This window comes from Streptomyces sp. NPDC037273 (assembly GCF_055603625.1).
Genome location: NZ_JBVJVO010000011.1, coordinates 72,905 through 85,803 on the forward strand (window position 1 = coordinate 72,905; position 12,899 = coordinate 85,803).

Consider the following 12,899-nt stretch of genomic DNA (forward strand, 5'->3'; position numbering starts at 1 on the left):
CCCGATACCTCCATGCCTCACCCAGCCGGTGACCGACACGCGATATCGCCATAGACCCTAAGGCTGTCCACACAGCGAATCAACACCAGTCAGTGACGGCCGCGCGGCCGGAGCCTGTCTCCCTGATGGCCTTCATCACGAGTCGTGGCTCTGGGCAGGTTCCGTGCAGCACTGACCGAGCGTTGCGAGCCTGGGAGGCGGTTGCCTCACTGGCAGGGCTGGATTTGCTCCGGCTCGACGGGGTGGCAGGGTGCTGATTCACCGAACCGGGTAGGGCTGACATGCACGACAGGCCGCGGATCGAGGAAGCCCTCGATGTCCTACGTGCCTAACTGGAGGCCGGGCGGTCGACGGCGGAGTTGACCTCTCAGGCTGCGTAGCTGGCCTTCACCCGGTTCGCGCGGCAGCGCTTTGTCACCGCGCCGACGCCCGACTCGGACGGCTTGCTCGACTGTGACTCAGCAGCCCTGCCCAACGCCCATTCTCAGGCGACCTCGCAAGCCGCCTGAAGGCGCGCGCTCAGCTGTCACTCACCGCAGCATCTGCACGAAAAAGGTGAGCCAGAACCGCTACCCGTGAGCAAGACCAGCCGTTCCCAGAGTCGGAGCAAGGGCGGTGAGTAGACGGTGGCCGAGGTGGCGCCGAGCAGCCTCTGTGTCCGGGTGGGCGTCGTCGAAGCCCGTCCAGTCGACCTGGCGGACAGCGCTCTCGAACATCCCCAGGTTCAGCGGCTCGTCCGGATGGCCCGGCCACTCGTCCGCCTCGCGCAGCACCGTCTCCAGGAGGGACAGCGGCAGGGTGCAGCTCTCGGCGAGGAGGACCGCGTCGTACAGGTCCTTGGCCTGGGGATACATGTCGCAGGTCAACCACATGAGTTTCCAGGCCAAGGACGATTCCCTGTCCGCGGCCGGCAGGCGGACGCCCGCGACCTCGGCGAGGCGCGGAGGAGTCGGGAGGCGCTCGTTGAAGACGAAGTCGAGCTGGACCTGGCCCCCGGGAAGCCCGGAGGCGGTCCATGGCAGGACCAGGCGGTGACCAGGCACCCGCTCGTACGTCCAGATGTACTCGGACACGGCTCCGGCCGCCGAGATCGACAGGTCCGTCATACGTTCCTCAGCTAGGCCCTCGGCCTCCGCCGCGATCCCGTCGAGCATCGTCCGGGTCCGGGCCTCTTCGATGCGCCAGGTCTCGGGGACGACGACGAAGTCGATGTCCTTGGGGGCGCGGGCAGCGTCGCCGAACCACGCCCCCATCAGCATGCTGCCACGCAGTACGAGGGAACCGGCCCACGGCGACCCGGCCACCGCCGCGAGGACGAGGTCCAGCGCAGCACGCCGGGCCGTCTGCCAGCGGGCCCGTAGCTCTGGGTCCTCGACGACCCCGTCGGCGGGCCGGAATGCCTCGTCGAAGTGCTTGAGCGCGGGGTCGAAGATGCGGTGCGGCGCGGCCACGGAGCCGACTCCCGCGATCAGCGTCTGAGGAACCTCTGTCTTGCGGCGTACACGGTCGGCGACGGGCTCGGTGACACTGTCGGGCCCGTCAGGAATCGACGGCGTCCACTGCTTCTCGCTCATACGCTCTCCTCCAGCCAACCCTCATCCCACGACAGATCACTGTCGGAGACCACGAATTCCCGCTCCTCCGCCACCGGCTCGTGCCCAACAGCGATCAAAGCGCTGACGAGCGCGTCGCAGGCCCGGGCCGCCACGTCCGCGGGCCCCGGATGACGCTGGGTCACGAAGCGTTGGTGCCGCCCACCGGGCCCCGGCAACACCCGGCGAGCGTTCCACGACACATGCGCGCCATGCGGCACGACGAGGTCCTCAAGTGCCACCCGGTCGTACACGGCGGGCAGCGCCAGTTTGACGTGGTGCTCGTAGTAACCCCCGCCGGGTCCCGCGGGCTCCGCACTCCACGGCACCGTTTCCACCTTCACCCGCGCCGGCTCGAAACCGGCCTCCCGCAGCCCGGACACCACCGCCGGAAGACCCGCCCGCCCGCGCAACGTCAGCATCGGCTGAACCGGCGTGCGGCCCCGCGCGAGAATGATGGTGGTGAGCTTCAGGTCCCGATCCGCCGCCCAGGCACCGAGACGGTCCAGCTCCTCGTCGCTCCGGCACCGCACCGTCACATGCGTCTCGAAGACGTCGTCGGCCTCGTTCATCCCCACCCCTGGAACCGCGCACCTATCGCGGGGAGTCTGTCAGACGCGCTAGCGCGGGCACCTCCGAGTTTCCGTCCAGCGAGCCGTAGGACCACAGTCAAGGACGAATCGGAGACGGGGGCCGGGAGCGGAGTGCGAAGGCCGCGAGGGAATGCTCCCATTCCCTCGCGGCGCGGATCGCAAAGGCACGGGCTGGGACAGGGGTCAGGGGAACGGCAGACTGGAACGATGCGGATAGAGAACGTAGCCAGGATCCATGCAGTCCGGCTCACCGTGACAGTCGGTGCAGTCGTCACGGCTCCGGTTCTGTTGGTGGCCGGGACTCCGCTCCTGCGCCGTATGTTGCGTCACTACTACCGCGAGGACGGTCCGGGGCTCGTGAGCAAAGAGGACGGTTGGGTGAGCCCGGGGTACTTCGTCGTCACCAACACGGTTGTTCAAGCCCTCTGCTGGCCGTCGGAGTACGTACTCCGACGGCTTCGTCCTGCGTGAGCGGTGCCATCACCGGTCGGCGGGTGCGCTGCCGACTCCCCGCAGCGGAAACACGCGGGGGTTCGCGGCGCCTTGGCCCGCCGAAGTGGCCGAGGCTGACGGCTCGCGAGGGCCGGCCGCCCACGTTCCGGAAGTGCCTTCGTCAGGGCAGAGGGGTTCGGTGGAGGTTGATGAGGAGGCGCCAGACGCGGTGGGCGATCTCGGTGGGGGTGGCGTCGATGAGGCCGTGGAGCCAGTCGGCGAGGACGCCGGAGAAGGTGGCGGCGACGGCGGAGGCGACGAGGTCGGGTTCCGGGGCGCCGGCCAGGGCGCGCTCGGTGCGGCTGCGGGCGCGCAGGTCCTGGTGGAGTACGTGGCCGAGGGGGCCGCTGCCGCCTGGGCGCAGGAGCTCGCGGTAGAGGTCGCGGTGGAGAGAGAGGTCGCGGAAGAAGGCTGGCAGGGCGGCGGGCGGGGAGGAGGGGTCTGGTGTACCGCGCCAGGCGTGGAGGGCGTCGACGGCTTCGCGGACGATGTCGGCGCAGGCGTCGACGGCGAGGGCCTCCAGGTCGGCGTAGTGGAGGTAGAAGGTGGCGCGGCCGACGCCCGCCCGGCGTACGAGCGCGGCGACGCTGACCTCCGCCAGAGGACGGTGGGCACATTCCTCCAGGAGTGCCTGGCGCAGTTTGGCCCGGGTCCGTGCCGCGCGGGGGTCTTCCTGCGCGTCGGTCACCGGGCCAGCAGGACGGCGGCGAGCGCCACGGCCCCGGGCAGGGCCTGGACGACGAAGATGCGCCGATTGGCGGTGAAACCGCCGTACAGGCCGGCGATGATCACGCAGGAGAGGAAGAAGACCTGGGCCTGGAAGCCTGTCGGGTCCCCTGCGATCAGTCCCCAGACCAGCCCTGCGGCCACAAAGCCGTTGTACAGGCCCTGGTTCGCGGCGAGCGGGGCGGTGGCGCGGGCCATGTCGGCGTCGAAGCCGGAGAGGCTGCGACCCGGCTTCTTCTCCCAGAGGAACATCTCGAGGACCAGGATGTACGCGTGCAGGGCGGCGATCAGCGCGACCAGTACGTGCGCGGTTACGTTCACGGGCTGCCTTCTTCATAGATAATGGACAGGTGTCCATGATAGCTGGACACCTGTCCATTTTCTCCCTCGGGAGTCGGAACCCGTCGGCCTGCACGGAAAAGCAGCGGTACGGGTGCCGGGTCGTGGGGCAGGCTGGGCTTCATGAGCGAGTTGTACGGTGCTGGTGTCGTTCTGCGTCCCTCCGTCCCTGAGGACGTCGCCGCGTTGGCCGCGATCCGGGCCACGCCCGAGGTCCGCGCGCGGTGGCTCGGCGAGGACGATCTGGAAGGAGAGGTCGTCTCCGATCTGGACGATCCGTCCACCCACTGCCTGACGATCCGGCACGGCGGCCGGATCGTCGGCATGATCCAGTGGTACGCGGAGGAGGACCCGGGATACCGCCACGCCGGAATCGACGTGTTCGTCGATCCTTCGGTGCATGGCCGGGGTCTCGGCACGGACGCCGTCCGCACCCTGGCCCGACATCTCCTCGACGACCGCGGATACCACCGGCTGGTCATCGATCCTGCCGCCGACAACACGCCCGCCATCCGCTGCTACGAGAAGGTCGGGTTCCGGCCCGTCGGCGTGATGCGCCAGTACGAGCGAGGCCCGGACGGCACCTGGCACGACGGTCTCCTGATGGATCTGCTGGCCGCTGAGCTGGTGCGCTGAGCTCAGGCGCGGGGTGCGGGGAGTGGGGCGCGCCTGGGCCGTGGCATGCGGCGAGGCCCCATCGGCACAGCCATCGTCATGACCAGCACTCCCCCACTCCCCCGCTCTCCCACTCCACGCTGATGGCTCGGCCCCGACCCCGGCCCGGGCCGGGGTCGGGCCCGCAGGAACGATCCGGCAGGGATGCCCGGGCCGAGGACAGGCATGCGAATGGCTCAGGAGGCCGTCACGAGCATGCGGTCTCGGCGATCGCTTCGAGGTGGGGTCGGCGGATGGTGCCTCAGTACGCCGATCCGTCGGCGCGCTGGCCGGGCGAGCGGGACAGGGAGCTGATGGTGTCGTGCTTGACCCAGCTGCCGGTCGCCGAGCCGTCGGGGCTTCGGTTGATGGACACGCCGTCGGAGCTTGCCTGGCTTGAGCTGTAGGTCAGTGTCTGGACCGTCGCTCCGGACGCGTCCCGCAGGATTACCTGGTCGCCGCTGTTGGACAGGTTGAGGCCGCCCGTGCCGGCGGCGACCGCGACGATGCCACCGGGGATCGCGGAGGCGGCGCCGAAGACGGTGATCGCCTTGCCGGGCTGAAGCGTCGTGCCGGCCGCGAACGTGTGCCGCACCGCCGACCCGTCCGAGACGGTCCAGCCGGCGATGCTGGTGGCGGTGCCGCCGGTGTTGACGATCTCGATGGCCTCGCCGGCGGTGTTGCTGCCCGGTTCGTTGGCCAGCACTTCGTTGATGATGACGTTGGCGGGTCCGCCGCCGGTGCCGGTGGTGACGTTGACGTTCTTGGTCGTGGTGTGGGTGGCCCCGCCGTTGTCCGTCACGGTCAGCGAGACCGGGTAGGTCCCGGCCGTTGCGTAGGTCACGGTCGGGTTCGTCGTCGTCGCGGTCTGGCCGTTGCCGAAGTCCCAGACGCGGCTCGCGATGGTGCCGTCGGGGTCGGTACTGGCGTCGGTGAAGGTACAGGTGAGAGCGGTGCAGGAGTGCGTGTACGAGGCCGTGGGCTGCTGGTTCGCGCCGCCACCACCGAGGACGAAGTCGTAGCGGGCCAGCACCGGGTAGTGGTCGCTGGTTGTCGTCGCGTAGTTCGGGATGTATGCCTGGGGCTGGAAGGCGGTCGCCGAGCCGGCGACGTACTTCGCCTGCACCTCGTTGGTCGTGAGCTGGTGGTCGATGAAGTCCGGGTAACCCGCCGTCGAGGCGACGCCTGCCAGCGACAGGGCCCGTGTCGGGAAGGTGTAGCGTGCCGCGTCGTTCACGAGGTTGGCGTAGGGCGATGCCTTCCCCGCGGTGATGGAGGTGTCGACGTCGTCGTTCCAGTCGCCGACGACGAAGACGTTCTGGGTGGGGTAGGTCGTGTCGAGGTAGGACTTGAGGGCCTGCGACGCGGGATTGCGCAGGTTCCACGCGTCCTGGGTGGACCCGGCCTTCGCGTGCAGGACGATGAAGACGAGGTCGCGGGTGACACCGTCGAACGTGCCGCGCAGCGTGAACTCCACCGGCGGGCGGCCCGCGAAGTTGGCGTTCTGGCCGGTCAGGATGACCTTCGCGCTCACCAGGGTGGCCATGCTGGAGCGCCAGACGAGAGCGACCTTCTGCTCGGTGTCGCCGAAGTCCGAGTAGTACTGCGCACCGTTCGTGACGATCGGGTCGTTGGCCACGACTCCCGTGTACCCGGGCATGCCGGCCACGAGTGTGTCGAACGCCGAGGTGCTGACGACCTCGGACAGGCCCCACACATCCATGTCGGCGCCCGCCATGACGTCGTGAACGTTCTGCTGCTGAAGCGCCTCGTTCGTCGGGCCGAAGTCCGGTGCGCCGAACCACTCGACGTTCCAGTTGCCGACATCGAGCTGTGTCGGCGATCCCTGCGAGGGAACCGAGGCGGCGGCATTCGCCGCCGGGGCGGTGGTCAGCGTTGCCAGCGTCAGAGCGGCGGCCAGGAGGGCCGCGCCGAGCGCGGCGACGCGGCCGGGGCGTCGTCTGACAGGTATGTGACTAGGTGACATGAGGGTGCCTTTCGCGAGCGGTTGCGGACGGTTCGCGGAGCACCGCACCGGGCGCGTGTGTGGGAGGGGACGCGCCGTGGCGGCAGGGCAGTTCTAGGCGGGCTGGGTTGCCTGCGGGGTACCGGAAGGTTTCCGCCCCATGTCACTTCTACGCGCGTTGCGCGGTGTGCACCAGGTGTCGGGCACAGCGCTGTTGCTCGTACAGGAATCGCCCGTTGAACCGTGGCCTTCAACGCGCTGATGCCGATGCCAGTGCCTTCGGATCCTGGTGGCACCCCGGCTCCGCGTCACTGGACTTCGCTCCGGCCACACCTCACCTCCTCGACCCGAGCCGCTTCAATGGCGCTGTCAGAGGCCACGGTTACTCTCCCCGGCATGGAACAGGACCTTGCCAAGCGCTTCGATCCCCTGCCCGGACGGGTCGGCCACGTGGCTGGCGTCGAGTCACTCACGCTCGACGAGCGCCGCTACTTCTTCGGCTTCGACTACACCAGCGACCTCGTCGTCTCGCCGCTGATAGACGACCCCGGGGCGATGGCCGCATTCGCGGCCGAGCACATGCGGCAGACCGATGGCCAGCACGGCGATGCCTACTGGGCGGACCTCGTCGCCGGCGCGGTCGAGGAGTCGGAGCTGGTCTGGGAGCAGACAGCGCGCGAGTTCACTACGAGAGGCCTGCGCGCCGGCCTGCCGTCCCCGGGGAGTCACCTGCTCTATCTGCTGGACACGGCCAGCGACTGGGAGGCGTCCTTCACCCCGCCGGCGGACGTTCAGCAGGCATACACCCGGCTGGGGTTCGACGGGTACGGCCTCGCCAAGGGCATCGGCGCGTGCCTGCAGGCCATCCTGGAGAACGGAGGCGGCGGCCGCCCGGACGAGCGGACGGTGGTCCACCACTACCTCACGTCCGTGAAGCTGCTGCCCGGGAACTGGACACTGCTCTTCGCGCCGCTCGCAGAGGCCATCGCTGGTCACGAATGACGCACTGACCAGTGCTTGAGGCAGCAGTCGGACGGGAAGCCGTTCTCCATTCCCGGGGGCACGCGACTGTGCGGTGGAAGGCGGGGGTTGCGGACTGGAGGTGGGCGGGTCTCGTTCTAGGGGCTGGTTGTTGTCGGGTTCCACTCGCGGCGGAGGAGACCGAAGACCCAGGAGTCGGAGACGTCGCCGTTGACGACGCAGTCCTCGCGGAGGGTGCCTTCGCGGACGAAGCCGAGCTTCTCCAGGACCCGGGCGGACGCCACATTGCGGGTGTCGGTCTCGGCCTGGACGCGGTTCAGGTCCAGGGTGTCGAACGCCCACCGCAGGACGGCATGCGCGGTCTCCGTGGCGTAACCGCGGCCCCACGCGGCGGGGTCGAAGACGTAGCCCAGGGACGCACTACGGAACTCCGGGTTCCAGCTGGTCAGGCCGCACCATCCGATGAACGAGCCGTCGGATACGCGTTCGACGGCCACCCGCGCTCCGGTGCCTTCCTCCTCGACCCTCCGGCAGGCCGAGAGGAATCGCTGGGCGCGGGCCGGTTCGGTCCACGGCGGGGAGTCCCAGTAACGCATCACGTGGGTGCTGCTGTGCAGCGCGTAGAGCGGCGCCGCGTCGGCTTCGGCGAACGGCCGCAGTCGTAGGCGGGCGGTGTGCAGCTGGGGGGTGGGCAGTGTCATGCGGGGCATCCTGCCCCGTCCTGCTCGCGCTCGGCCAACCGATTATCCGGATGGTCAGGGCGCGTCTGTCTCCAGGTGGCGCCGGGCGTGTAGCGTGGATGGCGAGTCCGCAGTGCCGTACATGCCCCGCGGATACGGGGAGCAGGTGGCCCGACCCTGGGTCGCGTCCGGGACGCCGGGACCATCCCCGCGGGTACAGGGAACAGGCCCCGGCGCGCGGCCCGAGGTACTGGGTGCCCAGGCGGCCTGGCGCCAAGAAGTCGTCCGCGTCTTGGGGAGTCCAACCACGAGGGCGAGCCGTGGGAGGACAGCGCGACGACCGAAGGCATCGGCCTCTGACCGGCTGACCCACGTGCGCGGCACGGCGGCCCAGGTAGCCACTGTGCCGCTGGCCGGTCAGAACGGAACCGGCGGGGCCGGGGATCGGGGCGGGGAGAGGTGTCGGCGAGCAGTACAGCGGATGGGCCTGCATGTCCCAGCCACGCCGGGGCTTGTCGCATGCCCGGCACACAGTGGTCTCCGCGCGCAGTCGCCGAACTTCCTTGCGCGCCACGCGGTCCAGACTCAATCGCTCGCGCTCCACCGAATGCCGCATGGACAGGGCCCGGTCCTCGTTCCCCCAGAGCAAGTCGTCGATCTCGTCCAAGGGGACGAAGCAGGTGTCGAGCCAGGCCTGCACGACCTCGGTGTAGGCGCCGATTCCGACGGCGGCGCTGATGAGAAGGTCAGCTTCGGGAAGCTTTTCCAGGAGGGCCGGATCCTCCTCCGATCCAACGCAGCATCCGCTTTCGCGGGTCATCGCGAACCGACGCTCTCCGCACACGACGACCGCGCGCTCGTGAGGTCCACCGATTCCAGGGTGAGCTCCGCGGGGTGTACCTCTCCCGCCAGGACGCCGGCCAGCTGCAGCTCGGTGGAGAAGGGGACGGCAGCCCCCAGGACGCGGGGGTGAAAGGCCGAAGGTCCAGAGTCGAAGTAGCTGTCACCGCCATCGGCAGATGACGCTGCGGGAAGCGTGGCGCACTCGTGCAGCAGGTCAGGAAGACGGAGCCTCCCACCGACGGGGCACAGTTCTGATGAGCCGAGGGCCTTGGCGGCCTGCGTGTACCTCTGCCTTGTACGTTTCTGCAGAGCGCGGACGGCCAACTTGCGCTTGCGATCCCGGGTCATGTTCGTCCTTCCACGGGATGCCCACGCCCATGCCGCAGCAGGGTCCCTCGTGTGACGACGTTCAGGTGTCGCGCGAGTCTGTGACCCTTGTCCTCGAAGCCAGGCCGTGGGTGCGATCCTGCCCGGGAGGCTGGCAGGCGCGTGCTGCCGCAGGCACAGCTAGCGCACCACCACACTCCCCGATCCCAGCCAGCGGTAGTGACGTTGGTGAAGACCTCCGCCAGAACGGCGTCGAGCTCCTGACCTTTCAGGGCCTTCACCGCCAGGGCGTGGAAGCACCAATGGGCGTGCGTGGCCCTCGGCCCGCGCTCCTCGTCAATCCTGACCTCAATCGGGCAGGGTGATGGCCGTTCCCGAGGGATCTCCTCTGTGGCATGGCGGTCGAGCCGACCACGGCCCGGCGTGTAACACCCCGCTGCCTCGCCACCTTCTGCTCCAGTGAGGAGATGAAAGGAACGCGACTCAGCAACGAAGCCGGCGTTCCCCCGTGCGGGTCCGCCTGCGGGGGCCAGGGCCGTATCGGCGGGGAGAGCTGCTGGTGAGCGGTGGTGGGAAGATCGCAGGATGGTTGTTCCCCGGCGGGCACCGCTACGACCGGTTCGCTCCCCTGCTGCTCGTGCTGACGTTCGTCAGCGGACTGGTGGACGCGGCGAGCTTCCTCGGGCTGGAACGGGTGTTCGTGGCCAACATGACCGGCAACGTGGTCTTCCTCGGATTCGCTCTGTCGGGCGTGGCACAGCTGTCGGCCCTGGCTTCGGCGGTTGCGCTGGCAGGTTTCCTCGCCGGGGCTTTCGCGGGCGGCATGTGGCGCCGGATGTACGAACCGGGGAATCTGTTCGCTCAGCTGATCACGTTCCAAGCCCTGCTGCTCGCCTTCGCGCTCGCCGCTCGGGCGGCCGGCTGGGGCCGGTACGCGGTCCTGGTGCCGCTGGCCTGTGGGATGGGACTGCAGAATGCCGTCGTACACCGCCTGGCCGTACCGGATCTCACCACCACCGTGATGACACGGACGCTGACCGGACTCGCGGTGGACCGCCCTGGCCCCGCCAGCCTCCGACGCGCGGCATCGGTCACCATGCTGGCCGCAGGAGCGCTCACCGGCGGTCTCCTGCACATCCACGCCGGGACAGAAGCCGTACTTGGCACTGCCCTCGCCCTACTCCTCAGTGCCATCGCGGTAGCCCGCTCCCGAAACCAAGGACCGCAAAGCCGGCCTCCTTCGCTGCCCCAACGTGAGTAGAACCACCACACAGGGGTGTTCGCCGGGGTAGTCGGGGCAGCTCCTCGCCTGCCGTTGCACAGGGGCTGGCGAGTGCCCTGGCCAGTCGCTCGCCAACCCGACCAGACCCTGCCGATCCGAGGTGTCGGGGTACCAAGCTTGCGTGGGGTAGGGCCAGGGTCTGGGGATGGCCGGGGTTCTCTTCGACGGCATGTGGTGGTCCGCCACTGGGGCCGTTGCGGCGGCGCGGGGATGCCGCGCGAACTGCTCGGACAAGTTGGTGGCCGTCTGACGGACACGGGTCACGAACCTGGTCCACTTCGACGCACCACCGAAGCTCCCCGACGCGTGGCGAGCCCATCAGGTGGTCTTGGAGAATCGCCGTCCGGAGGTGGCTTGTCGTCCCGCCGGTGAGACAGTCGACGGACCGAGCGAAGGCGTTGCGCCGGGCTGCCGGTCGTCATGCTCAAGCATGGCGCTAATCGTGACATAGAGGGACAAAGCATTCTTCGGCTTGAATCAATGATCGCACCAGATCATCCTTACCGTCATGCTTCCGGAAGCCGCCGCCCTCGATGTTTCCCGTCTGCCCGACTACGCCCATGACTGGGCGCTGGTGGATGTCGAGACCTCCGGTCTGATCGCTCGACGCGACCGGGTCCTGTCGGTGGCCGTGCTGACGTTCGGACCCGATGGGACGCAGACCGGGGAGTTCAGCAGTCTGGTGAACCCTGGGTGTGATCCGGGGCCGGTGCATGTCCACGGGCTCACCGCGGAGCGCCTGGCGGGCGCACCGTCGTTCGACCAGGTCGCCGGACGTATCGGCGCGCTGCTGCAGGACCGGGTTCTTGTGGCCCATAACGCGCAGTTCGACTATGACTTCCTGGCTCACGAGTTCGCGCGTGCCCGGTTGTATCTGCCGGTGGCGCAGCGGTTGTGCACGCTGGCGTTGAATCGGCGGGTGGAGCCGCCCACCGGCGATCTGAGTCTGGCGTCGCTGGCTGCTCACTATGGGGTGGCGCAGACCAGGGCGCATGACGCGCTCGATGACACCCGTGTTCTCGCGGGGATCTTTCGCGCTTCACTCGCCGAGGCGGCGCGGCTGGACCTGCCCCTGCCTCTGGTGGCGTGTCCGCCCCGGCAGGACCCGCAGTTCACTCCGAGTCCGCCGAAGACTCCGTGCGCTTACCGCAACCCCGGCCGTCTTGAGCCCGGGGGCCCGCTGGTCCAGGGGATGAAAGTCGCCATCACGGGCCAGACAGCCACCGCGCGGTCGGAGCTGGTCGCTCGGTCTGTCGCCGCGGGCCTGAACATCATGTCGTCGGTCAGCCGGCATACGAGTGCTCTGGTCACCAACGAGGCGGGCTCCGGGTCGACCAAGGCCAGGCGCGCGGCCGTCGAGGGTGTCCCGGTTCTCGACGAGCACGCCTTCCTCGGGCTGTTGGGCAATGTGCGCCCCGGTACGCCGCACGTGACGCAGCGGTCCGTGGCCACCAAACCGGCGCCGGACGCGGCCGAGACACTTCAGAAGCCCGTCTCCGCTGAGCCCCTCGCCCCTGCATCGGAGCCGGCTGAGCCGCTCCCGGCCGCGGTGTCCGCTGAGCCGCTGTCTCTGCCCTCTCCGCGGTCCGCACCCAGGCCTGCTCCTGCTCCCCGCTCCCGGCGCCGGATCCTGGTGCTCGGCGGAACCCACGAGGAGGCGGCAGCGGCCCGAGCCAGGGTCGTCGAGGTGGGCTGGGCCGCCGCGCTGAACCTCTCGGCGAGTGTCACCGACGTCGTCGTCCTACCCGGCGGTGAAGGTGACCGCCGCATGGCCCGCGTCACCTCACTGGGCCTGCCCGTACACACGTCGCAATGGCTCGCGACACCCATCCCCGAGCCGGCCGCCCCGCCCGCCCGAAGCGGCTCCGCGACCGCACTCCTCCCCCGCGGCGGAGTCATCGACGTCCCCGGCCATCCATCCGCCGGCCGCTGGCACATCGGCGCCTCCTGGGCACGGCAGACCGCATGCGAGATCGATGTCGTGGCGTTCGTCCTCGACGAGGACGAACAGGTCTCCTCCGACGGCGACTTCGTCTTCTACGGTGCCCCCGAGAGCCCCGACGGCGCAGTCCGTCTCCTCTGCGACGGTCCGACCGAGCAGACCATCACCATCGACCTCGCCGCGCTCCCACCCGCCGCTCACCGCATCGCGGTCGCCGCCGCCATCGATGGCCCCGCCACCTTCGGCGACATCGGAGCCGTACAACTCACCCTCACACCAGGTGCCGACGCACCCTCCGCGGCCCAGGCGACACTGGACGCCGCCACCAGCGAACGCACTCTGCTCCTCGCCGAGATCTACCGGCGCGGCCCGTTGTGGCGATTCCGTGCGGTCGGGCAGGGATACGACCATGATCTCGAGGCTGTGGTCCGCGGCTACGGGGTCGACGTGCAGTAGTCCGACGGGGCCGGCACGGGATTCCG

Annotated in this window: 10 protein-coding genes; 4 read left to right on the plus strand and 6 right to left on the minus strand. The window is 69.3% G+C overall.

What is annotated here, in order from left to right; all coding sequences use genetic code 11:
- Positions 1-569: 569 nt before the first annotated feature.
- The 4 genes from ACZ7G1_RS26565 to ACZ7G1_RS26580 all read right to left on the minus strand — a co-directional run bounded on the left by ACZ7G1_RS26565 (position 570) and on the right by ACZ7G1_RS26580 (position 3,724).
- Entirely contained in the window at positions 570-1,574 is a 1,005-nt protein-coding gene (locus ACZ7G1_RS26565) for a nucleotidyl transferase AbiEii/AbiGii toxin family protein (RefSeq protein ID WP_470880257.1), read from the minus strand.
- Positions 1,571-2,164, minus strand: a complete 594-nt coding sequence (locus ACZ7G1_RS26570) for a hypothetical protein (RefSeq protein WP_470880255.1) — start codon at positions 2,162-2,164, stop codon at positions 1,571-1,573. Before ACZ7G1_RS26570 ends, ACZ7G1_RS26565 begins: the two co-directional genes overlap by 4 nt.
- A 634-nt stretch (positions 2,165-2,798) precedes the next feature.
- Complete coding sequence (locus tag ACZ7G1_RS26575) at positions 2,799-3,365, minus strand: TetR/AcrR family transcriptional regulator (RefSeq protein WP_470880253.1); 567 nt, start codon at positions 3,363-3,365, stop codon at positions 2,799-2,801.
- A complete protein-coding gene (locus ACZ7G1_RS26580) occupies positions 3,362-3,724 on the minus strand; it encodes a DUF1304 domain-containing protein (protein WP_470880252.1) in 363 nt (120 codons plus the stop codon). Before ACZ7G1_RS26580 ends, ACZ7G1_RS26575 begins: the two co-directional genes overlap by 4 nt.
- Before the next feature lie 141 nt (positions 3,725-3,865).
- On the opposite strand from ACZ7G1_RS26580, the gene ACZ7G1_RS26585 reads away from it, so the two are divergent.
- The gene (locus tag ACZ7G1_RS26585; protein WP_470880250.1) at positions 3,866-4,378 is read left to right on the plus strand and encodes a GNAT family N-acetyltransferase; all 513 of its coding nucleotides are present in this window, start codon (positions 3,866-3,868) and stop codon (positions 4,376-4,378) included.
- A gap of 280 nt (positions 4,379-4,658) precedes the next feature.
- On the opposite strand, the gene ACZ7G1_RS26590 is transcribed toward ACZ7G1_RS26585, so the two are convergent.
- Positions 4,659-6,383 carry a lamin tail domain-containing protein gene (locus ACZ7G1_RS26590; protein ID WP_470880248.1) on the minus strand — a complete coding sequence of 575 codons (1,725 nt, stop codon included), beginning with the start codon at positions 6,381-6,383 and terminating at the stop codon, positions 4,659-4,661.
- A gap of 375 nt (positions 6,384-6,758) precedes the next feature.
- On the opposite strand from ACZ7G1_RS26590, the gene ACZ7G1_RS26595 reads away from it, so the two are divergent.
- Positions 6,759-7,364, plus strand: a complete 606-nt coding sequence (locus ACZ7G1_RS26595; RefSeq protein ID WP_470880247.1) for a hypothetical protein — start codon at positions 6,759-6,761, stop codon at positions 7,362-7,364.
- A gap of 116 nt (positions 7,365-7,480) precedes the next feature.
- On the opposite strand, the gene ACZ7G1_RS26600 is transcribed toward ACZ7G1_RS26595, so the two are convergent.
- Positions 7,481-8,044: a GNAT family N-acetyltransferase gene (locus ACZ7G1_RS26600; protein ID WP_470880245.1), complete on the minus strand. Its 564-nt coding sequence runs from the start codon at positions 8,042-8,044 to the stop codon at positions 7,481-7,483.
- 1,708 nt (positions 8,045-9,752) lie between these two features.
- On the opposite strand from ACZ7G1_RS26600, the gene ACZ7G1_RS26605 reads away from it, so the two are divergent.
- Together ACZ7G1_RS26605 and ACZ7G1_RS26610 are read left to right on the plus strand one after the other, a co-directional pair.
- A complete protein-coding gene (locus tag ACZ7G1_RS26605; protein WP_470880243.1) occupies positions 9,753-10,454 on the plus strand; it encodes a YoaK family protein in 702 nt (233 codons plus the stop codon).
- A 529-nt stretch (positions 10,455-10,983) separates the two neighbouring features.
- A complete protein-coding gene (locus ACZ7G1_RS26610) occupies positions 10,984-12,873 on the plus strand; it encodes a TerD family protein (protein WP_470880242.1) in 1,890 nt (629 codons plus the stop codon).
- Positions 12,874-12,899: the final 26 nt, after the last annotated feature.